The sequence below is a fragment of the Hafnia sp. HMSC23F03 genome, from assembly GCF_001816025.1.
Lineage (GTDB): Bacteria > Pseudomonadota > Gammaproteobacteria > Enterobacterales > Enterobacteriaceae > Hafnia > Hafnia paralvei.
Map to the genome: position 1 here is coordinate 16956 of NZ_KV824218.1, position 20153 is coordinate 37108.

At 48.9% G+C, this 20153-nt stretch carries 19 protein-coding genes; 11 read left to right on the plus strand and 8 right to left on the minus strand.

Annotation, left to right across the window (positions count from 1 at the left end; all coding sequences use genetic code 11):
- Positions 1 to 76 precede the first annotated feature (76 nt).
- From fdoI to fdnG, 3 genes are read right to left on the minus strand one after another with little or no spacing between them, the layout of a single operon-like run.
- Positions 77 to 709 carry a formate dehydrogenase cytochrome b556 subunit gene (gene fdoI / locus HMPREF3091_RS09595; RefSeq protein ID WP_004090735.1) on the minus strand — a complete coding sequence of 211 codons (633 nt, stop codon included), beginning with the start codon at positions 707 to 709 and terminating at the stop codon, positions 77 to 79.
- Positions 706 to 1644 (minus strand): formate dehydrogenase subunit beta, encoded by a 939-nt coding sequence (gene fdxH, locus HMPREF3091_RS09600; protein WP_004090733.1) that lies wholly within the window; start codon positions 1642 to 1644, stop codon positions 706 to 708. Before fdxH ends, fdoI begins: the two co-directional genes overlap by 4 nt.
- A 12-nt stretch (positions 1645 to 1656) precedes the next feature.
- The gene (gene fdnG / locus HMPREF3091_RS09605) at positions 1657 to 4707 is read right to left on the minus strand and encodes a formate dehydrogenase-N subunit alpha (RefSeq protein ID WP_139146208.1); all 3051 of its coding nucleotides are present in this window, start codon (positions 4705 to 4707) and stop codon (positions 1657 to 1659) included.
- A gap of 293 nt (positions 4708 to 5000) precedes the next feature.
- Here fdnG and fdhD point away from each other — a divergent pair, with 293 nt between their 5' ends.
- Positions 5001 to 5807, plus strand: a complete 807-nt coding sequence (gene fdhD / locus HMPREF3091_RS09615; protein ID WP_070715554.1) for a formate dehydrogenase accessory sulfurtransferase FdhD — start codon at positions 5001 to 5003, stop codon at positions 5805 to 5807.
- A gap of 175 nt (positions 5808 to 5982) precedes the next feature.
- On the opposite strand, the gene HMPREF3091_RS09620 is transcribed toward fdhD, so the two are convergent.
- Entirely contained in the window at positions 5983 to 6882 is a 900-nt protein-coding gene (locus tag HMPREF3091_RS09620; RefSeq protein ID WP_070715528.1) for a DUF2167 domain-containing protein, read from the minus strand.
- A 574-nt stretch (positions 6883 to 7456) separates the two neighbouring features.
- Here HMPREF3091_RS09620 and sodA point away from each other — a divergent pair.
- Together sodA and yiiM are read left to right on the plus strand one after the other, a co-directional pair.
- Positions 7457 to 8083, plus strand: a complete 627-nt coding sequence (sodA, locus tag HMPREF3091_RS09625; RefSeq protein ID WP_020303540.1) for a superoxide dismutase [Mn] — start codon at positions 7457 to 7459, stop codon at positions 8081 to 8083.
- A 127-nt stretch (positions 8084 to 8210) separates the two neighbouring features.
- Positions 8211 to 8882 carry a 6-hydroxyaminopurine reductase gene (gene yiiM / locus HMPREF3091_RS09630; RefSeq protein ID WP_004090718.1) on the plus strand — a complete coding sequence of 224 codons (672 nt, stop codon included), beginning with the start codon at positions 8211 to 8213 and terminating at the stop codon, positions 8880 to 8882.
- Here yiiM and dsdC read toward each other — a convergent pair.
- The gene (gene dsdC, locus HMPREF3091_RS09635) at positions 8879 to 9826 is read right to left on the minus strand and encodes a DNA-binding transcriptional regulator DsdC (protein ID WP_070715531.1); all 948 of its coding nucleotides are present in this window, start codon (positions 9824 to 9826) and stop codon (positions 8879 to 8881) included. The genes yiiM and dsdC overlap by 4 nt on opposite strands.
- A gap of 223 nt (positions 9827 to 10049) precedes the next feature.
- Between dsdC and dsdX the strand changes: the two genes are divergently transcribed.
- On the plus strand, positions 10050 to 11387 hold the full coding sequence (gene dsdX, locus HMPREF3091_RS09640; RefSeq protein WP_004090716.1) for a D-serine transporter DsdX: 1338 nt from the start codon (positions 10050 to 10052) through the stop codon (positions 11385 to 11387).
- Between the two features lie 12 nt (positions 11388 to 11399).
- The gene (locus HMPREF3091_RS09645; RefSeq protein ID WP_070715534.1) at positions 11400 to 12731 is read left to right on the plus strand and encodes a D-serine ammonia-lyase; all 1332 of its coding nucleotides are present in this window, start codon (positions 11400 to 11402) and stop codon (positions 12729 to 12731) included.
- A gap of 61 nt (positions 12732 to 12792) precedes the next feature.
- On the opposite strand, the gene HMPREF3091_RS09650 is transcribed toward HMPREF3091_RS09645, so the two are convergent.
- Positions 12793 to 13419, minus strand: coding sequence for a lysoplasmalogenase (locus tag HMPREF3091_RS09650; RefSeq protein ID WP_035502535.1), 627 nt, complete (start codon positions 13417 to 13419; stop codon positions 12793 to 12795).
- A gap of 282 nt (positions 13420 to 13701) precedes the next feature.
- On the opposite strand from HMPREF3091_RS09650, the gene HMPREF3091_RS09655 reads away from it, so the two are divergent.
- Both HMPREF3091_RS09655 and HMPREF3091_RS09660 read left to right on the plus strand, forming a co-directional pair.
- Entirely contained in the window at positions 13702 to 14022 is a 321-nt protein-coding gene (locus tag HMPREF3091_RS09655) for a DUF1820 family protein (RefSeq protein WP_070715536.1), read from the plus strand.
- Positions 14019 to 14378 (plus strand): DUF2500 domain-containing protein, encoded by a 360-nt coding sequence (locus HMPREF3091_RS09660; protein ID WP_004090708.1) that lies wholly within the window; start codon positions 14019 to 14021, stop codon positions 14376 to 14378. Before HMPREF3091_RS09655 ends, HMPREF3091_RS09660 begins: the two co-directional genes overlap by 4 nt.
- A gap of 39 nt (positions 14379 to 14417) precedes the next feature.
- Here the strand turns inward: HMPREF3091_RS09660 and HMPREF3091_RS09665 are convergent, their stop codons facing one another.
- Positions 14418 to 14690: a DUF1145 family protein gene (locus HMPREF3091_RS09665; protein WP_004090705.1), complete on the minus strand. Its 273-nt coding sequence runs from the start codon at positions 14688 to 14690 to the stop codon at positions 14418 to 14420.
- 15 nt (positions 14691 to 14705) lie between these two features.
- Complete coding sequence (gene rsmD / locus HMPREF3091_RS09670) at positions 14706 to 15287, minus strand: 16S rRNA (guanine(966)-N(2))-methyltransferase (protein WP_070715538.1); 582 nt, start codon at positions 15285 to 15287, stop codon at positions 14706 to 14708.
- Positions 15288 to 15496: 209 nt separating this feature from the next.
- Here rsmD and ftsY point away from each other — a divergent pair, with 209 nt between their 5' ends.
- The 4 genes from ftsY to rpoH all read left to right on the plus strand — a co-directional run bounded on the left by ftsY (position 15497) and on the right by rpoH (position 20082).
- Positions 15497 to 17308, plus strand: coding sequence for a signal recognition particle-docking protein FtsY (gene ftsY, locus HMPREF3091_RS09675; RefSeq protein WP_070715540.1), 1812 nt, complete (start codon positions 15497 to 15499; stop codon positions 17306 to 17308).
- A gap of 5 nt (positions 17309 to 17313) precedes the next feature.
- Complete coding sequence (ftsE, locus tag HMPREF3091_RS09680) at positions 17314 to 17982, plus strand: cell division ATP-binding protein FtsE (protein ID WP_004090701.1); 669 nt, start codon at positions 17314 to 17316, stop codon at positions 17980 to 17982.
- Positions 17975 to 18952, plus strand: coding sequence for a permease-like cell division protein FtsX (gene ftsX / locus HMPREF3091_RS09685; RefSeq protein ID WP_070715541.1), 978 nt, complete (start codon positions 17975 to 17977; stop codon positions 18950 to 18952). Before ftsE ends, ftsX begins: the two co-directional genes overlap by 8 nt.
- Before the next feature lie 278 nt (positions 18953 to 19230).
- Positions 19231 to 20082 carry an RNA polymerase sigma factor RpoH gene (gene rpoH / locus HMPREF3091_RS09690; protein WP_004090699.1) on the plus strand — a complete coding sequence of 284 codons (852 nt, stop codon included), beginning with the start codon at positions 19231 to 19233 and terminating at the stop codon, positions 20080 to 20082.
- Positions 20083 to 20153 lie beyond the last annotated feature (71 nt).

Below are 20153 nucleotides of genomic sequence, written 5' to 3' on the forward strand. Positions count from 1 at the left end.
ACGCAGACGTCCTGTCTGCGTGGCTTTCCTAACCGATAGTAAAAAACGTGAACGTCATGATGTCAGAAATAGAGGTTCATTTCCGCTCTTGTTCTTTAGCTCGTACTTCTCGATACCAGCGCGGATGGTGTTTTTTGGCCCACGCAGCAGGCACCCAGCCTTCGACCATCGCAGTGATCGTGCCTTTCACCCACAGCGCTGCATAGATGTGAACCATAATAACAATAATCAGCAGCACTGCGGCGAATGAATGCACCATCAGCGCCACGCGGATCACTGGAATGGAGAACGCATCGGCGAAATAAGGACGCCAAATCACTACGCCGCTGGCCAAAAGTAGAATCAGGCTGCCGATGGCGGCCCAAAACACGCACTTCTGTCCAAAGTTATAGCGACCGGTATCACCGACTTCTTCATTCATCGCAATCTTATGAATGTTTTTCGCCCACGTGATGTCTTCACGGTTGATGAGATTATGCTTCCAATAGCGGAAGAACATGATCAGGAACGAAGCAAACATCACTACACCAAAGAACGGATGTAGGATACGCGCGAGCTGCGGTGTGCCCATAATGTACATCAGCCAGTTAAACGACGGGAAAAAGAACCCGAGGCCGCTGATGGACACGACAATAAAGCAGAACGCCACAATCCAGTGGTTAATACGCTCTGGCGCTGAGTAACGCTGAATCGGCTTTTCCTTCCTCATTTGCGCTCCTCCTTCTCATGCTGGTCGACTTCTGGTTTGATATCATCCACCTTGCCGTCGATCTCTCCCTCTTCTTCGTCGTGTACGCGGTTTGGACCCACGCCGACGTAGTGGAAGATACTCGCCGCGAAAGTGGCAGCAAAACCGACGGCAGCCAATGGTTTCCAGATGCCTTTCCAGAACTGAACCGTTGGGCTGATGGTCGGGTCTTTCGGCAAGCCGTGATACAGTTCCGGTTTGTCAGCATGATGCAGAACGTACATGACGTGAGTACCACCGACGCCGGCAGGATCGTATAGACCAGCGTTGGCGAAGCCACGGGTATGCAGTTCGTTGATACGCCCTGCCGCCAGCTCTTTCATTGCTTCTTTGGTACCGAAATGAATCGCGCCTGTTGGACAGGTTTTCACGCAGGCGGGTTCTTGACCAACGGCAACGCGGTCAACGCATAGGGTACATTTGTATACCCGGTTGTCTTCCTTGTTCATGCGCGGTACGTCAAAGGGGCAGCCAGCGATACAGTAGCCACAGCCAATGCAGTGCTCTGACTGGAAATCGACGATGCCGTTAGCGTACTGGATAATGGCACCTTCAGACGGGCAGGCTTTCAGACAGCCCGGATCCGCGCAGTGCATACAGCCATCCTTACGAATGAGCCATTCCAGCTTGCCGTTTTCCTCAACTTCAGAAAAACGCATCACCGTCCACGATTTAGCGGTTAAATCGGCGGGGTTATCGTACACGCCGACGTTATGACCCACTTCATCGCGAATATCGTTCCACTCTGAGCAACCCACCTGACAGGCTTTACAGCCGATGCAGGTGGTAACGTCAATCAGCTTCGCCACTTCTTCCTGATGATTACGCGCCTCGGGAGGCGGCGTCAGGGAATTGGTGGCAGAGCGCCGGATTATGTCCTGAGATTGATAAGCCATAATGCGTCTCCGTTACACCTTTTCCACATTAACCAGGAACGCCTTGAATTCAGGCGTTTGCGTATTGGCATCACCGACAAACGGCGTCAAGGTGTTGGCGATAAAGCCCTTCTTCGCTACGCCTTGATAGCCCCAGTGGATTGGAATACCGATAGTATCGATGTCTTTGCCATCCACCTTCAGCGTGCGGATACGCTTCGTCACCACGGCCTTGGCCTTAATGTAGCCGCGGTTAGAGCTGACCTTCACCGTATCGCCATGCTTGATGCCTTTCTTCTCTGCCAGTTTTTCACCAATTTCAACGAACTGCTCTGGTTGAAGAATGGCATTCAGCAGAGCGTGTTTGGTCCAGTAGTGGAAATGCTCCGTCAGACGATAGGTTGTGCCCACGTATGGGAATTTATCAGCTTTCCCCATGGCGGCCAGATCGTCTTTAAACACGCGTGCAGCAGGGTTAGACACCACGTTTGGATGCAGTGGGTTAGTTCCCAACGGTGTTTCGAACGGCTCATAGTGTTCAGGGAATGGACCTTCAGCCATTTTATCAATGGCAAATAGGCGTCCCATCCCTTCAGGCTGCATGATGAATGGGCCAACGCCGCTGTTGGGGGCTGCGGTACTGTAGTCAGGAATATCAATACCAGACCACTTCGCACCATCCCACTCCAGCAACTGGCGTTTTGGATCCCACGGTTTACCCGATGGATCTGCCGACGCGCGGTTATACAGAATGCGGCGGTTAAGTGGCCATGCCCACGCCCAGCCTAAAGTATTACCTAAACCGGACGGATCGCTATTATCACGACGCGCCATCTGGTTACCCTCTGGCGTCCAGCTACCGGCAAAGATCCAGCAACCACTTGACGTGGTGCCGTCGTCGCGTAACTGAGCAAAGGAGCTAAGCTGCTGGCCTTTTTTCACCAGAACGGTGCCGGTGGTTGGGTCAACCAAATCGGCTAAGGCTTTACCGTTGCTTTCTCTCGCCACTTCTTCTGGTGCTGGATTTTCTGGCGTGAGGTAATCCCACGTCATATTCAGCACTTGCTCTGGTAAAGCACCGCCTTCTTTGGCGTACATTTCTCGCAGGCGTAGGAAGATACCCGCCAGAATTTCACCATCGTTCAGGGCTTCCCCTGGGGCATCCGCGCCTTTCCAGTGCCATTGCAGCCAACGACCGGAGTTAACGATAGAACCGTTTTCTTCAGCAAAGCAGGTCGATGGCAGGCGGAAGACTTCTGTTTGAATCTGCGACGGATCAACGTCGTTAAATTCGTCGTGGTTCTGCCAGAAGGTTGATGTTTCTGTATTCAGCGGATCGATCGTCACCAAGAATTTCAGCTTGGAAAGCGATTTCACCACTTTGTTTTTATTAGGGAACGAGGCAACGGGGTTAAAGCCCTGACATAGATAGCCATTTACTTTACCTTGCGACATCATTTCGAAGTACTGAAGTACGTCGTAGCCTTTATCCCACTTCGGTAACCAGTCAAAGCCCCAGTTATTTTCTTTCTGCGCTTTATCACCATAGAAAGATTTCATCAGGCTGACGAAGAACTTAGGCGTATTACCCCAGTAGTTCACCTGACCCGGTAGCGTTGGTTTTGGCGTGGTGGCAGCCAGATAGGTTTCCAGATCGGCCTGTTTTTCAGACGGCAGATTCAGATATCCCGGTAAGCTGGTGGACAGCAGACCTAAGTCGGTTAGACCCTGAATGTTGGAGTGTCCGCGTAGCGCGTTAACGCCACCGCCGGCCATACCCATGTTGCCGAGCAGGAGCTGGATCATCGCCATAGTACGGATGTTCTGTGCGCCTACAGAGTGTTGCGTCCAGCCCAAGGCATACAGGAACGACGCGGTTTTATCCACGGCGCTGGTTTCAGCAATATATTCACAGACTGTTAGGAAATCGGCTTTAGGCGTCCCACAGATATTCTCGACGACTTCCGGTGTGTAACGGCTGACGTGCTCGCGCAACATATTCCACACGCAGCGTGGATCTTGCAGAGTGTCATCACGTTTAGCGAAACCATTCTCGTCGAGCTGGTAGTTCCACGTTGTTTTATCGTAGGTACGTTTTTCTTCGTTATAGCCGCTGAATAAACCGTCGTCGAAGGCATAGTCTTCACGAACTAGCAGGCTAGCGTTGGTGTAGTTTTTAACGTACTCAGCGTTGATCTTGTTGTTGCTGATCAGATACAGCAAGACACCCGACAGGAATGCAATGTCGGTACCGGAGCGGATCGGCGTGTAGAAGTCAGCCACCGAAGCGGTTCGGGTAAAGCGTGGATCGATAACGATCAGCTTGGCTTTATTGTGGATCTTGGCTTCCATCGCCCAGCGGAATCCGACGGGATGCGCTTCGGCGGCGTTACCACCCATGACCACAATCAGGTTGGCATTTTTAATATCCACCCAATGGTTTGTCATCGCACCGCGACCAAATGTTGGAGCAAGACTTGCTACCGTTGGTCCGTGTCAGACACGCGCTTGGTTATCCACGGCAAGCATGCCGAGGGCGCGACTAAATTTTTGGGTTAAATAACCTGTTTCGTTGCTCGAAGCTGATGCACACAACATGCCGGTAGAGAGCCAACGGTTAACCGTCGTACCTTGCTCGTTGGTTGGAATGAAGTTGGCATCGCGGTCTTCTTTCATCAGCTTGGCGATGCGATCAAAAGCATCGTCCCAAGTGAGGCGCTGCCATTTATCTGAGCCAGGAGCGCGATATTCTGGGTATTTCAGACGCGATTCACTGTGGATGAAGTCCACCAGACCGGCGCCTTTAGGGCACAAGGCTCCACGGTTTACCGGATGATCAGGGTCACCTTCAATGTGGAAAATACTTTCTTTTGCGTTCTTTGCGCCGTCACCGAGGCTGTACATCAACAACCCACAGCCGACAGAACAGTATGTACAGGTATTACGGGTTTCGCGTGCGCGTAGCAGTTTATACTGCCGAGTTTCCGCGAGTGCTACCGCTGGAGCAAAGCCCAACGCAGCGGCCGTGGTGCCTGCCATACCGCCAGCGCAGATCTTAAAGAACTGTCTTCTGCTGACCTGCATGGAGATCTCCTTACGTATCTACCCTTTACCTTCCAAGCTACCGGCAAGATGGGTATGGCTTGAAAGCTATCGAGTATCACATTGCTTCAAAAAGTTTGTTTTCTTGGTTTGTTTACAAATAAATCGTTAAACCCGAGGCTCCATGGCTTGCGCAGAGGTTTCTCGGTATGACTTTTTAGGGTCGAACGTTGCTAACTTGCTCACTCTTGGCGGCGTGCGAAGTTACTTTGTGCTTAAATACTACCACATGAATCCTGTGGTTGTTACAGGTAGGTATCAAAGACGTGAATAAGATGAGTTTCTTAAATAATAATCCGGTTAATGGTGTTCGCCAGACAATGGTGCAACAACGTGGGCAACTGCACACTTCGCAGCCTGATTGGGTTGCAGAAGAGGTACCGGTAGCGCTGGTTTATAACGGTATATCCCACGTAGTGATGATGGCATCACCGAAGGATTTTGAGGCGTTCGCTCTAGGCTTTTCACTTTCTGAAGGGATTATCCGCACGCCACAGGATATTTACGGTATGGATGTTGTTCCAGCATGTAACGGCGTTGAAGTGCAGATCGAACTCTCTAGTCGCTGTTTTATGGCGCTAAAAGAGCGTCGGCGTTCGATGGCGGGGCGCACTGGCTGCGGAGTGTGCGGCGTGGAACAGATTACCGACGTGGTTCGTCCGCTAGAACCGTTGCCGTTTACCCAAACTTTTGACCTACAAAATTTGGATAACGCTTTACGCCAGTTGCGCAGCGTGCAGCAAATTGGTGATTTAACAGGCTGTACTCACGCCGCTGCGTGGATCGATCCGCTCGGTGAGTTACAGGGCGGTTGTGAAGATATTGGTCGTCATGTGGCGTTAGATAAACTGCTGGGCATCCGAGCCAAGCAGCCGTGGACGCAAGGGGCTGTATTGGTTTCGAGCCGTGCCAGCTATGAGATGGTGCAAAAAGCAGCGATGTGCGGTGTGGAGATTCTGTTTGCTGTCTCTGCGGCAACGACTCTGGCAATTGATGTCGCCGATAAATGCAATTTAACGCTGGTGGGATTCAGTAAACTGGGACGTGGAACGGTGTTCACGCATCCGCAAAGATTACGGTAGGTTTATTGCAGGGGAATATCCCCCCGCCATGCCTCAAGTTGACTTTTTGTTGGCTGCGTTCACTTACCTGAATCACTTGCCGCCTCAATGCCACTCGAACTATCTAGGGGATAAGTGATGATAGGGCGTCTTTAACCGTCGGCGGGTAAGTGATTATCTTACCCGCCAAGTTATTTTATTTTTTTTTGCCGGAAATTGCTTTCCATAATCCACCTACGGCGGCGAGGATTACAACAAAGAACTTCTTCAAAAATATTATAATTAAGCCAATTAGACCCGCTTTTTTCGCTGTGACCGCAGCGCCGCCTGCAACTAATGCAGCAAGAGAATAAGAGGATGTTGTGTCCCAAAAATGATGGTCTTCATAACGGTTTCCCTCAGTAAATGAGGCTACTTTTAATAAGTCTGGCGCTGACTTTTTCACTGTGGGTAAATCTTTTCCGTCGGCGATAATGTTAATATTAAATACGCCATTGCGACCAAGGTTTCTGATGAAGTAGTTTACAGACTCATCATGAGTAGTGGGATCGGGGCTATTACTTAAGCGTTTTGCCCAATAAATAATATGCGAACTTTGATCATAATGAGGTGTTTCTGCCCATCCTAATAGATATAGCGGATCATAGCCCTGATGTTGCCGCTCTATATTATTAGCAGAGATTTGCTGCTTCATATCTAGGAGTATTTTATTATAATCAATGGTCTTGGCATCGTCGTCGGAGATGTAGGCATCATCCTCAAATGAGAGTTCAGCGCCCCAGCCGCTATCTTCAAGTGGAGATAAATCGGCGGGAACTAGCATACCTAGTCCTAGTTCATCGCTAGGCGGGTTTCCCCAACCATCCACTAAAACTTTTTCACTATCTTGAGGTGATAGATAACGAAATTTATCACCTGTATTAATTACGACACTTCCATTTAGTAATTTTATGGTACCTTGCTGATAGTGTAATTGTCTTTCAAGATTTTTGAGATCAGGGGTTAGCTCTGCATGAGCACAAGTAGATAATAGCCCAATGATTAAGGCAATTTTAGTTAATGTCTTAGAATACTTCCTTGATAGTACATAGGCCATTTTTAGTCCGTTAATTTTGAGCTGTTGATAATAGATATGCTATAAATCTTATAGATTAAAATATATCACTCATACTATCTCGATAAAATTAAGCTGTGGCGCAATCATATTTTAATGACGCTTAATGGATTTTTTTATATTGATATTCATAAGCGCTATGAATTTTTTGAAAATGTTTATTATTTTCACGGCGGTAAGACGAATTTTTATCATGCTAGATATTAAATCAGCTCTTCTTGAAAATGGTTTTAAAGAAAACTAGATTCATTATTTTCAGTAGGATCACATTTTCGCTTTGTGTGCTTATGAGTCGCAGGAGTACGCACTGGATTTTTATGCGCTAGTGACAATTACAACAATTGGCAAAAACAATGAATAAAAAACCTGACCTCAAAATGAGGCTGAAAACCGCGCTACCACTGAAGTGACGCAAGCTTAAGACATCGATTTTTCAAAACCCACACCGCCAACAGGTAATTGATAATCATTTTCAATATCATTTAATCAACTATAATGACCAGACTGCTTAACCGGAGCGGATGTTTTGCTCCTTTGAAATCTGGAGAAGATGAATATGAGCTATACCCTGCCATCCCTACCGTACGCCTATGATGCACTAGAGCCTCACTTCGATAAGCAAACGATGGAAATCCATCACAGCAAACACCATCAGGCTTACGTTAATAACGCCAATGCTGCACTGGAATCGTTGCCTGAATTGGCAAAACTGACCGCCGAAGAGTTGATTGCTCAGCTTGACAAAGTGCCAACTGAAAAACGCACTGCGTTACGCAATAACGCGGGTGGCCACGCTAACCACAGTTTCTTCTGGAAAGGACTGAAACTTGGTACTGAGCTGAAAGGCGATTTGAAAGCGGCTATCGAACGCGATTTTGGCAGCGTGGATAAATTTAAAGAAGAATTTGAGAAAGCAGCAGCAACTCGTTTTGGCTCCGGCTGGGCGTGGCTGGTGTTAAAAGATGACGGTAAACTGGCTGTGGTTTCTACTGCGAATCAAGACAGTCCGCTGATGGGCGAAGCCGTTTCTGGTGCTTCTGGTTACCCAATTGCGGGTCTGGACGTATGGGAACATGCTTATTACCTGAAATATCAAAACCGCCGTCCTGATTACATCAAAGCTTTCTGGAGCGTAGTGAACTGGGATGAAGCGGCAAAACGCTTCGCTGAAGCGAAAAAATAAGAGCCAGTTAAAGACAGTCACTATCAGAGCGTGGGGAAACCCACGCTTTTTTGTTTTTAAACTTGAGTAGCACGGTATAGTAATGCCATAGCCATTTTCTCAATAGAATCTGCTTTGGGAGCTCTACATGCACTATCCAACTATTTATGTCGGCACCATCGTTCCTTATGAGGGCAGTAAGCCCAGCGCGATAGGCAAACGTCAGATCACAGGCGGCGTGATGCTTCACCGGCTGGGGTTAGAGGGCGATGAGCAGGCAGAGAAAAAAGTGCATGGCGGGCCCGATCGCGCGTTGTGCCACTATCCGCGCGAACATTATCATTTCTGGCGTCAGCAGTATCCGCAACAGGCAGAGCAGTTTTGCGCTCCAGCATTAGGGGAAAATATCTCCACTGAAGGCATGACTGAAGAAAACGTGTTTATCGGCGATATTTATCGCTGGGGCGATGCATTTATTCAGGTCACTCAGCCACGTTCTCCTTGCTACAAACTCAATTATCACATGGATATTGAGGAGTTTTCCGTGCAGATGCAGAAGACGGGGCGCTGTGGTTGGCTGTATCGCATTGTGGGCGAAGGGGTTGTAAGTGAAGATCAGCCGCTAGAGTTGGTATCGCGTAATAGTGGTATTAGCGTGGCAGAAGCGATTTCCATCTGCTTCCATATGCCTTTTGACGAGGAAGAGTACCGCCGCCTCATGTGTGCTGCGGGTATCTCCGCAAGCTGGAGCAAAACGCTACAAATGCGAGTGCTTAGCGGCAAGATTGAAGATATGAATCGGCGACTGCTAGGGGCTTAACCCTCGTTGGCTTCAGCCATGATTTTAAGCCACTGAATGAAAGCATTAATTTTTGGCCACTGGCGTTCTGAAAGCGTTGAAATGTAGTAGCGTTGCTCGCACTGCATTTCAAACTCAGGGAAGGGAGTGATGAGCTCTTTTGTCGCCAGTCTCTTATTGACCAGTTTTTTGCGTCCCATCGCAATCCCCACATGATTTATTGCGGCGATTACGGCCAAATCAGAGCGATCGAATCCCATACTGCGCTGATCTTCGGCGATATCAACCTTAAAATGCTGTGCCCAAGAGTGCCATTCACTTTGATCAGAATCGTAACTCCATGCCTGACGATCGTGTAATAGCGTGCACTGCCGCAGATTGAAAGGTTTACCGACCAGATCGTGGCGCTCAGCATATTCAGGGCTACAAACCGGAACCATCGACTCATTCATGAGGTGCTGGCATGCCAGCTTTTCGGGTGGTTTATCGTCGAAATAAATCGCGAGATCGATGCCTGCACCGCTGAAGTTCACCATTTCGTTGCCGGTCAATATATTTAAGCTAATCGCCGGATATTTCTTTGCAAAATCAGCCAGTTTGGGAACTAACCAGCACTGTGCAATTGAGGGGCGCGAATAGACTGTCAGCGTGCCTGATAATTCCTGACTTTTGATCTCTAAAATTTCTTGATTGAGATAGCTGAGTGACGATTTTAATGCCCAGAATACGCGTTCACCCTCAGGCGTAAGCGCAATTCGGCGATGAAACCGTTGAAACAGCTTGAACCCGAGCTCTTCTTCTAACTGATTGATCCGGTGGCTAACGGCACTCGGACTAATGGAAAGTTCTTCGGCCGCTAATGCAAAAGACTCGTGCCGTGCAGCGACTTCAAACGTGTAGAGTTTTGATAGTTGGTAGCCGTTTAGTAGTTTGTTACGTGTGATGTATTTTTGGCCGATATTCATAACTACCCCCTATTTTTAAGGGTTATAGCATATCTAATTTTAGGGACGAAAGAGCGTCTATGGATGATCTAATGTGACCCAAACCAAATATTAATAGCCTAACTTGAGCTATATCACTGCTTTGATTCAATCTGGTTCATGTGAATGATGATTTTCATCGTTTGTCAGGCGTGTTCACTTCTTATCCAATAGAGAGGAGATTTATTACAGGGTGAGGTTGGAAATGGACTCGCAAATTTGGGTTGTCGGAACGCTATTAACAAGCATCATTATAATAATATTAACCATCGTTAAGTTTAAAATTCACCCCTTCCTCGCATTATTACTGGCCAGTTTTTACGTTGGCGTATTAATGGGAATGAATCCGCTGGAAATGGTTAACGCCATTGAAGGTGGAATTGGAGGCACGTTAGGATTTCTGGCCGCCGTCATCGGTCTGGGGACAATTCTCGGCAAGATGATGGAGGTTTCAGGAGCCGCTGAGCGTATCGGTATTACGCTCCAGAAATGCCGCTGGCTATCACCTGACGTTATTATGGTTTTAGTGGGTCTGGTATGCGGTATTACGCTGTTTGTCGAAGTGGGCGTGGTGTTACTGATTCCTCTGGCATTTTCTATCGCGAAAAAGACGAATACTTCGCTGCTGAAATTGGCTATTCCGTTGTGTACCGCGTTGATGGCAGTACATTGCGTTGTGCCTCCGCATCCGGCAGCGCTATACGTCACTAATGCTTTAGGCGCAGATATAGGCACTGTCATTGTGTATGGCCTATTTGTTGGGTTGGTCGCATCACTGATTGGTGGGCCACTATTCCTGAAGTTTCTCGGCCATCGTCTGCCGTTTAAAGCAGTTCCTGCCGCGTTTTCCGAGTTGGAAGTGCGCAAAGAGGAAGATTTACCCTCACTCGGCGCAACGCTGTTTACTGTGCTGTTGCCCATTGTGTTGATGCTGATAAAAACGGCTGCTGAATTAAATATGGCGAAAGGTTCTGCGCTGTATAATTTCTTTGAGTTTATCGGTAATCCAATTACCGCGATGTTCATTGCCGCATTTGTTGCATATTACGTGTTGGGCATTCGCCAGCATATGAGCATGAGCAAGCTGCTGAGTAAGACCGAAGATGGTTTCTCCTCCATCGCCAATATTTTGCTCATTATCGGCGCGGGTGGTGCCTTTAACGGCATCCTCAAAGCGAGCGGGTTAGCGGATACGCTGGCAGTGCTGCTCTCCAATATGCATATGCATCCGATCCTTTTAGCTTGGCTGGTCGCCATCATTTTGCATGCGGCGGTGGGGTCGGCTACGGTTGCGATGATGGGAGCCACTGCAATTGTTGCTCCGGTGTTGCCGCTTTATCCCGACGTGAGTCCTGAGATCATCACTCTAGCGATTGGCTCTGGTGCCATTGGTTGCACGATTGTCACCGACTCACTGTTTTGGCTGGTTAAGCAATACTGTGGGGCTACGCTCAGTGAGACATTCAAATATTACACGGTGGCGACATTCATCGCGTCACTGATCGCATTAGCAACGACTTTCCTGCTCTCTTATATCGTTTAATCGAGAATATTTATGAATACGTTTGAAATTGAAAATTTGGTTGAACAATATCCATTGGTAAAACAGCTGATTAATTTAGATGAAGTGACATGGTTTAACCCAAAAACGATCACGCTAGCGGAGGGGCTCCCTTATGTTGGCTTAACGCAAGACGATGTGGCACAGGCCGAAGCCCGGCTTAAACGATTTGCGCCTTATCTGTGCCTAGCGTTTCCTGAAACGCAAAAAACGCAGGGTATTATTGAGTCTGATGTTGTGGCGATTCCTGCGATGCAACAAGCGTTAGAACAGCGTTACCAGCAGAAAATTGCGGGCCAACTCATGTTGAAAAAGGACAGCCATCTACCGATTTCTGGCTCGATAAAGGCTCGTGGTGGAATTTATGAGGTGCTTACTCATGCCGAAAAATTGGCAATTGAGGCAGGAATGCTCTCTGAAACGGATGACTACAGCGTGCTGTACTCCGATAAGTTCCGCCAATTCTTTAGCCAGTACAGCATTGCCGTTGGATCGACGGGTAATCTAGGTATGTCGATTGGCATCATGAGCGCTAAATTGGGCTTTAGCGTTAGTGTTCATATGTCTGCGGATGCACGGGCGTGGAAAAAGCAAAAGCTACGCGATCACGGTGTTAACGTTGTGGAATATGCGCAGGATTACGGTGTCGCGGTAGCTCAAGGTCGCAAAGAAGCTGAGTCAGATCCGCGCTGTTTCTTCATCGATGATGAAAATTCCCGCACGTTATTTTTAGGCTATGCCGTAGCGGGTGGACGCTTACGCCAGCAGTTTACCGAGATGGGCATTCGGGTTGATGCAGAGCATCCATTGTTTGTTTATCTTCCTTGTGGTGTCGGCGGTGGACCTGGCGGCGTTGCATTTGGCTTGAAACTAGCATTTGGTGACCATGTGCACTGTTTCTTCGCAGAGCCGACACATTCGCCGTGTATGTTGCTGGGTATCCATACCGGTTTACACGACGAAATTTCGGTACAGGATATCGGCATCGATAATATCACGGCCGCTGATGGTCTGGCCGTAGGCCGTGCATCTGGTTTTGTTGGCCGTGCGATGGAGCGCTTGCTCGACGGTTTCTACACCTTAAGCGATCAAGAAATGTATAACTTGCTGGGACTTCTGAATCAACAGCAAGGTATTCAGCTTGAGCCATCAGCGCTAGCGGGGATGCCGGGAGCGGTACGGGTTTGCGGTAGCGCTGAGTACCTGAACGCTCATGAATTGGATAAGCAAAAAATGCAAAATGCGACCCATCTCGTATGGGCCACCGGTGGTGGCATGGTGCCTGCCGAAGAAATGGCGAAGTACCTTGCGGCGGCAAAAATCTAGTTCTTAGTTCGATATAAAAACAACGGGGCATTCTTGCCCCGTTTTTGTGTTTTTAATGATTTTACAAATACAGCGAACGTACAATCAGGAAATGCCCGCCAAAATAGCTGGCAGCGATGATGGCGTCGGCAGCACGGAAGGAGAAACGGTAGCGGTTAATGAGCCACACCACGTTTGACAGCAACAGCAATGAAGCACCTACCAACAGTGAGAAGCCAAAGTCAGTACCGCGAGCAAAGTATTGATCTCCCGCCATCCAAACCATCAACAGCGTCATCGCGATATAAGTCACCACCGGCCAGCGCATATCTTCTAGGCGTGTCCAGATAGTTGCCGTTAGCGCTAGCCCGATAATGATGAGTACCGCCAGCATCGGTAGATAAAAAGATACGGTTAATGCGCTGGCAAAGCTGATGGTGTACAGCAGGTGGGACAGAAAAAAAGCGCCAATGGCGTAGAGCACGCGTTCCCGAGGCAGCAATAGCAAGGCATCAGCCGCCAGAGTCGCTAGCAAACCGAGCAGTATCAGATAGCCATTTGCCTGAATATTTGGGGCGCTCCAAGCTAGCAACAGCAGCAGAAGTAAGGTGACCGGTTTAAATACCCAGCGTTGCCAGCGGGGGCCACGGTAGCTGGCATCGACAAAAAGCCAACCAGAAAAGAAGACAGCGAGAAATGCCCAACTCATCATTTATCCTTTTTAATTAGCTAGTTAAATTATATGACGCTCTACGTGTTTAGTTGCATGAAGTATAAAATCAAATAAATCGTCACTTATCATCTGAGTGTATGGGATCACGACTGGCAGCGACAATCCCTTTAGTTGAAGGCTGTGCGGATGAAGTGTAAACAACTTCATGTTATTTTAAGCCGCTGTACTGATGACGTTATACACGGTATTGCGTCATCGGTTTTTACGTTGATGAAGTTTTAAAACGAGAATTGCCCACTGGCAGTGATGAGGAACGTCATGTCTGGTCAACAGCCCTTATACCGTATTCAATTTATGAATAACGGTAAAAATTATCAGCTTTATGTGCGTGAAATTGTACAAAGCAATCTTTTCGGATTTATCGAAATCGCTGATTTTGTTTTTGATACTCAAAGCGCCGTATTGGTCGATCCTTCAGAAGAAAAGCTGAAAAGCGAGTTTTCTGGCGTTTCACGCAGTTTTATCCCCGTTCAAGCGGTTATTCGTATTGATGCCGTCACAGAGCGTGGTAGCGCTCGGATCTCAGACCTTGGCGATAATGTAACGACTTTCCCTTATCTGCCAGGCAAAAAACCATGAGTAAGCCACCGCTGATATTTGTTGTTATCGTTGCCGTTATTGTGGTGTTTGCCGCTCAGCGCTTTATGCAACAACGCCGTCAGAACGCCATCAATGATGCCGCGCCGATCAATACTCAGCAGGTAGAAGTCAGCGCTAAGCGCGAATTCCCTGCGCCTAATCGTCGTTCACGCCAGCGTGAAGTGATCGCGGGTGAGGATATGCGCTATGAGGTTTACTTTAAGCCACTGATTGGCGGTAGCGAGCTGAAGTTTATTGTGCCGGAAACGACGTATCATCAGATAGATAAAGGTGCTGTGGGGAAACTCAGCACGCAGGGTACACGTTTTATTGGTTTTGAAGCCGATGTAAAATAGCGCCACCTCCCCGTGTTTGGGGAGGTGAATTTGAGCTGATTATTTTTTCGGTGGTGTATTTTTCTTTTGCCAGGCCAGCAGTTCAAAAACTCCAAACAGGAAGATTCGAACTTCCTGCCATTTACTGATTTTAGGCTGATCTTTGGTCAACGTTGTTTTCAGCATGGTGACCTGCAAGCCGTGCATCAAAACCATGAACACCAGCGCAACATTCATAAAAATATTAAGCGGACGCGTATACGGGTGAACGATGTTAACCAGCATAAATCCCCATACGCACAGCATCAGCAAGCGGCCAATATTAATTCCCATTGTTGTGTCCTCGAATTATGGCGCGCTGCGCGAATATAAACGATAGGCAACCTGACCGGCGACTTTCTCGCGGTGCAGAGTCCAGTTAGCGGGGACGTCCGCAGCGGCGCTTTCTACCTCAGCCTCTACGTAGATGGATGCATCTTCAGCCAGCCAGTCGTTGTTTTCTAACAGAGCGATGGTTTCAGCTAATAGCCCTTTACGAAAAGGCGGATCGAGAAAAACGACCTGATATGGCGTACCGGGCTGTGATAACCATTTTAGCGCATCGGTGTTTTGCACCGTGACTTTATCGGTATTAATCAACGCTACATTCTTTTTCAATTGAGCGGCAACCATACGATCGGCCTCCAGCAACGTTGCGTGTGCGGCGTATCGAGATACCGCCTCAAAGCCTAACGCGCCGCTGCCGGAAAAACAGTCGAGGCAACGCGCATCGTTTATCACCGGAGCCAGCCAGTTAAATAGGGTTTCACGTACGCGATCGGTTGTCGGGCGCAGGCCCGGGCTATCTGGAACTGGAAGCTTTCGGCCACGCCATAAGCCGCCAATAATGCGGATTTGTCCGCTGGATTGGGATGCTGGTTTCTTTGCCATGAATGCGGTGTTTTTTGTTTAGGTTGCGAGATGAGAAGACGTCATAACAGTCGGATCTTCATTATTGCACTGCAAGGTAACCGTTTATTGATGGAAATGCCACTTGAAACCCTTCGGCATGCATGTTGCGATAAGGGGTTAAGTGGTAAACTTAACCAATAGCATTTTATTAACGATTTTTGAATTTCAGGCGGGAGAGCAGTCGCACTATGGCAAAAGATAAAAAACGTGGTTTTTTCTCCTGGTTAGGGTTTGGTCGTCAGGAAGAGCAGCCAGAAAAGGCGCAAGAAGACGTACAGCAAACGCCACCAGAAGCAGAAGAAACCAAGCAACATCAAGCCGATGCGTCATCAGAGCATAAACCTGCGTCAGAACAGCTGGATGACAAACTGCCTGAGCGTGAATCTGACTATGCTGATTCTGTCGAAACGCCGGGTGAGTGGGACGCTTCCGTTGCGCCAGAGCACGCTGCTGAAAATCTACCTCATGCAGAGCCACATGTTCATCATGAAACTTCCTTCAAGGTTTTAGCTGACGAACTGGTGGAAACCACCGAGCATTTAGCCACTAGCCATGAACATCGCGCTGATGCGCAAGATGCGGAAGTTTTTGCAGAGCAGGTTGTTGAGCTCACTCGTGCGCATCATGAAGAGCCAGAAATAGTCGAAGAGGTCCCTGAGCCTCAGCGTACTCCAACTTCTGCGGAGGTCACGGCTGAAAATATCATTCATGCCAGTGAACCACTGGAAAGTTATCATGAAGCTCACCACGGAGGTGAGCATCTTGAGCATGATGCTGAAGTCTTTGCTGAACAGGTTATTACGCTGACTGAAGCGGCGCATCCACACGTCCATCAGGAACCCGTTATCGACGAGCCTTATATCGAAGAGCTGGTCGAGCAGGAAATTGCAGAAGACGATGCCATTAAGCCAGAACCAACAATCGTTGAGGCTGAACCTGAACCAATCGACGTGATTGCCGAAATTGCCCGCTCGGAAGAAGTGGTCGATCTGGATAGCGATGACGTTGAAGAGGCTGACGCCGAGGAAACGCAAGCCGATGCACAGCCTGTCGTTCAGCACGAACAAGAACGCCCGACCAAAGAGGGCTTCTTCGCTCGCCTAAAGCGTAGCTTGCTGAAAACCAAACAGAATCTGGGTTCCGGATTTTTCGGCTTGTTCCGTGGCAAGAAAATCGACGACGATCTGTTTGAAGAGTTGGAAGAACAACTGCTGATTGCCGATGTGGGTGTGGAAACGACCAGCAAAATCATTAAATCGCTGACAGAACACGCTAGCCGTAAAGAATTGAAAGACGCCGAGTCGCTCTACGGTAAGCTGAAAGAAGAGATGGGCGAGATCTTAAGCACGGTCGATAAGCCGCTCGACGTTAGTGGCCGTACACCATTCGTTATTTTAATGGTGGGTGTGAACGGCGTCGGCAAAACGACTACCATTGGTAAGTTGGCACGTCAGTTCCAGGCCGAAGGTAAATCGGTCATGTTGGCTGCGGGCGATACCTTCCGTGCGGCAGCGGTTGAGCAGCTACAGGTATGGGGTGAGCGTAATAATATTCCCGTGATTGCCCAGCATACCGGTGCGGATTCTGCTTCAGTCATTTTTGATGCTATTCAGGCAGCTAAAGCTCGTAATGTTGATGTGTTGCTGGCCGATACCGCAGGGCGTTTGCAGAATAAAGCGCATCTGATGGAAGAGTTGAAGAAAATCGTTCGTGTAATGAAAAAGTTGGACGAAGATGCGCCACATGAGGTTATGCTGACGATTGATGCGAGCACCGGACAAAATGCCGTTAGCCAAGCGAAGTTGTTTAACGAAGCTGTCGGCCTGACCGGTATTACGTTAACCAAGCTGGATGGAACGGCGAAAGGTGGGGTGATCTTTGCCGTGGCCGATCAGTTTGGCATTCCAATCCGCTACATTGGGGTTGGTGAAGGTATCGAAGATTTGCGGCCATTCAAGGCCGACGATTTTATTGAGGCACTTTTTGCCCGTGAGGATTAATACGGATGATTCGCTTCGAACAGGTCAGTAAAGCGTATCTGGGTGGGCGTCAGGCTCTGCAGGGCGTAGATTTTCATCTGCGTCAGGGCGAGATGGCGTTTCTCACCGGCCACTCAGGCGCAGGGAAAAGTACCCTGCTGAAGTTGATATGTGGCATTGAGCGCCCAAGCGCAGGACACATTCTTTTTGGTGGTCATGACATTAGCCGCTTGCGTAACAGCGAAGTGCCGTTTTTGCGTCGCCAGATTGGCATGATTTTCCAAGATCACCATCTACTGATGGATCGCACGGTATATGACAATGTGTCGATGCCGTTGATTATTTCTGGTGCCAGCAGTGAAGACATTCGTCGCCGTGTTTCGGCGGCGTTGGATAAGGTCGGATTGTTGGATAAAGCGAAAAACTTCCCGATTCAGCTCTCTGGTGGTGAACAGCAGCGCGTAGGTATTGCGCGTGCGGTGGTGAATAAACCCGCTGTTCTACTCGCTGACGAGCCAACGGGGAACTTGGATGAGGCGCTGTCGGAAGGCATTCTGCGCCTGTTTGAAGAGTTCAACCGTGTTGGCGTGACAGTGCTGATGGCTACCCATGATATGGGACTGATTGCACGTCGTCGCTATCGCATGCTGACTCTCAGTCAGGGACGCATGGACGGAGGTATTTCGCATGGCTAAGGCTCCAAATCGCTCGGCCACGCGAGCAAAAACGCCAGATAAAGCCAAGGCTCTGCGCGGTGGTTGGCGTGAACAATGGCGCTATGCGTGGATTAACACGCTGGCGGATATGATGCGCCAACCGCTAGCAACTCTGCTCACGGTGATGGTTATTGCCATCTCTCTGACGCTGCCAAGCGTATGCTATCTGGTATACAAAAACGTCAGTGAGGCTGCTGCCCAGTGGTATCCAACGCCGCAGTTAACGGTTTATCTGGATAAAGCGCTGGATGACAATGCCGCTGAGCAGGTCATGACGGTGCTGAAAGGCGAAGAGGGCGTAGATAAGGTTAACTATCTCTCCCGTGAAGAAGCGCTGGGCGAGTTCCGTAACTGGTCCGGCTTCGGCGGCGCGCTGGATATGCTGGAAGAAAACCCACTGCCCGCGGTTGCTATCATTACACCTAAGATGAACTTTGAAAGTAGTGAAACCCTGAATACGCTGCGCGATCGCGTTGCGGCGGTGAAAGGTGTTGATGAAGTTCGCATGGACGATAGCTGGTTTGCGCGCTTAGCGGCGTTAACCGGACTGGTTGGTCAAGTGGCGGCAATGATCGGGATCCTGATGATCGTTGCGGTGTTCTTGGTGATTGGTAACAGTGTGCGCCTGAGCATCTTCAGTCGCCGCGATACCATTAATGTGATGAAACTGATTGGTGCAACCGACGGTTTCATTCTCAGGCCATTCCTCAACGGTGGTGCGTTGCTAGGTTTTAGCGGCGCGATTCTTTCACTGATTCTGTCGCAGGCGATGGTGTGGCAACTTGGCTCCGCAGTAGCCAAAGTCGCCTCGGTGTTTGGTACGACTTTCGTGCTACACGGCTTAGGCTGGGACGAATGTCTGCTGCTGGTGCTGGTTTCCGCCATGATTGGTTGGATTGCCGCATGGTTGGCAACCGTACAACATTTACGCCGATTTACACCACAGTAGTGAAATAGTGCTATACTCTTCCCTCGTTGAGTTGCTGACGGGGGAAGAGCCATTCTGGTTAAACCCGATACCGGTTCTCCATCCTATACTCCCCCCATCGCTTTCCCACCGTGTTCATATTCGTTGTAGAATTGTGCTATTTTTATGCACGCAACATTGAACTTGTGGGATGATTCACGGTCAAAATTTGCAGAATCGTGTTAGTGTTTACGCCGATGTTTTTTTAGAATGGTTTCGGCGTTGCTGGTACGACTGGATAGAATATTGAGAGGGTTTGAATGACCAAAGAGATGCAAACTTTAACCTTAGTTCCTCAAGGTAGCTTGGAAGCTTACGTACGTGCGGCCAACACCTATCCGATGCTGACGGCAGAGGAAGAGAAAGAACTGGGTGAACGACTGCATTACGAGGGTGACTTGGATGCAGCAAAACAGCTGATTCTGTCGCACCTGCGCTTTGTTGTTCATGTTGCCCGTAACTATGCCGGCTACGGGCTGCCGCAGGCAGACCTGATTCAGGAAGGTAACATCGGCCTGATGAAAGCTGTGCGCCGCTTTAACCCAGAAATGGGTGTGCGTCTGGTGTCCTTTGCGGTTCACTGGATTAAAGCCGAGATCCATGAGTACGTGCTGCGTAACTGGCGTATCGTGAAAGTCGCAACAACCAAAGCACAGCGTAAGCTGTTCTTCAACCTGCGTAAAACCAAGCAGCGTTTAGGCTGGTTCAATCAGGACGAAGTCGAACTGGTTGCGCGTGAGCTGGGTGTGTCTGAAAAAGACGTGCTGGAAATGGAATCTCGTATGGCTGCTCAGGACATGGCTTTTGACATGTCTAACGACGATGATGAGAGTTCACCAGCAGCACCAGTGCTGTTCTTGCAGGATAAATCTTCTGATTTCGCCAACGATATCGAAGATGACAACTGGGACAGCCACGCCGCTGATAAACTGACTTTGGCGATGGAAGGTCTGGACGAACGTAGTCAGCACATCATCCGTGCTCGCTGGTTAGACGACGACAACAAAGCAACGTTGCAAGAATTAGCCGATCAATACGGTGTTTCTGCAGAGCGTGTGCGTCAGCTTGAAAAGAACGCAATGAAAAAACTACGTGCGGCGATTGAAGCTTAAGCTTCATCCATAACGAGTTTCCGATTAAAGGCGATGCTTAGCATCGCCTTTTTTGTTTATGATGATCTCCG

Coding starts and splice junctions, on each gene's coding strand:
- fdoI (WP_004090735.1), bottom strand. CDS start 709: ATGAGGAAGGAAAAGCCGATTCAGCGTTACTCAGCGCCAGAGCGTATT.
- fdxH (WP_004090733.1), bottom strand. CDS start 1,644: ATGGCTTATCAATCTCAGGACATAATCCGGCGCTCTGCCACCAATTCC.
- fdhD (WP_070715554.1), top strand. CDS start 5,001: ATGAGTTTCTTAAATAATAATCCGGTTAATGGTGTTCGCCAGACAATG.
- HMPREF3091_RS09620 (WP_070715528.1), bottom strand. CDS start 6,882: ATGGCCTATGTACTATCAAGGAAGTATTCTAAGACATTAACTAAAATT.
- sodA (WP_020303540.1), top strand. CDS start 7,457: ATGAGCTATACCCTGCCATCCCTACCGTACGCCTATGATGCACTAGAG.
- yiiM (WP_004090718.1), top strand. CDS start 8,211: ATGCACTATCCAACTATTTATGTCGGCACCATCGTTCCTTATGAGGGC.
- dsdC (WP_070715531.1), bottom strand. CDS start 9,826: ATGAATATCGGCCAAAAATACATCACACGTAACAAACTACTAAACGGC.
- dsdX (WP_004090716.1), top strand. CDS start 10,050: ATGGACTCGCAAATTTGGGTTGTCGGAACGCTATTAACAAGCATCATT.
- HMPREF3091_RS09645 (WP_070715534.1), top strand. CDS start 11,400: ATGAATACGTTTGAAATTGAAAATTTGGTTGAACAATATCCATTGGTA.
- HMPREF3091_RS09650 (WP_035502535.1), bottom strand. CDS start 13,419: ATGAGTTGGGCATTTCTCGCTGTCTTCTTTTCTGGTTGGCTTTTTGTC.
- HMPREF3091_RS09655 (WP_070715536.1), top strand. CDS start 13,702: ATGTCTGGTCAACAGCCCTTATACCGTATTCAATTTATGAATAACGGT.
- HMPREF3091_RS09660 (WP_004090708.1), top strand. CDS start 14,019: ATGAGTAAGCCACCGCTGATATTTGTTGTTATCGTTGCCGTTATTGTG.
- HMPREF3091_RS09665 (WP_004090705.1), bottom strand. CDS start 14,690: ATGGGAATTAATATTGGCCGCTTGCTGATGCTGTGCGTATGGGGATTT.
- rsmD (WP_070715538.1), bottom strand. CDS start 15,287: ATGGCAAAGAAACCAGCATCCCAATCCAGCGGACAAATCCGCATTATT.
- ftsY (WP_070715540.1), top strand. CDS start 15,497: ATGGCAAAAGATAAAAAACGTGGTTTTTTCTCCTGGTTAGGGTTTGGT.
- ftsE (WP_004090701.1), top strand. CDS start 17,314: ATGATTCGCTTCGAACAGGTCAGTAAAGCGTATCTGGGTGGGCGTCAG.
- ftsX (WP_070715541.1), top strand. CDS start 17,975: ATGGCTAAGGCTCCAAATCGCTCGGCCACGCGAGCAAAAACGCCAGAT.
- rpoH (WP_004090699.1), top strand. CDS start 19,231: ATGACCAAAGAGATGCAAACTTTAACCTTAGTTCCTCAAGGTAGCTTG.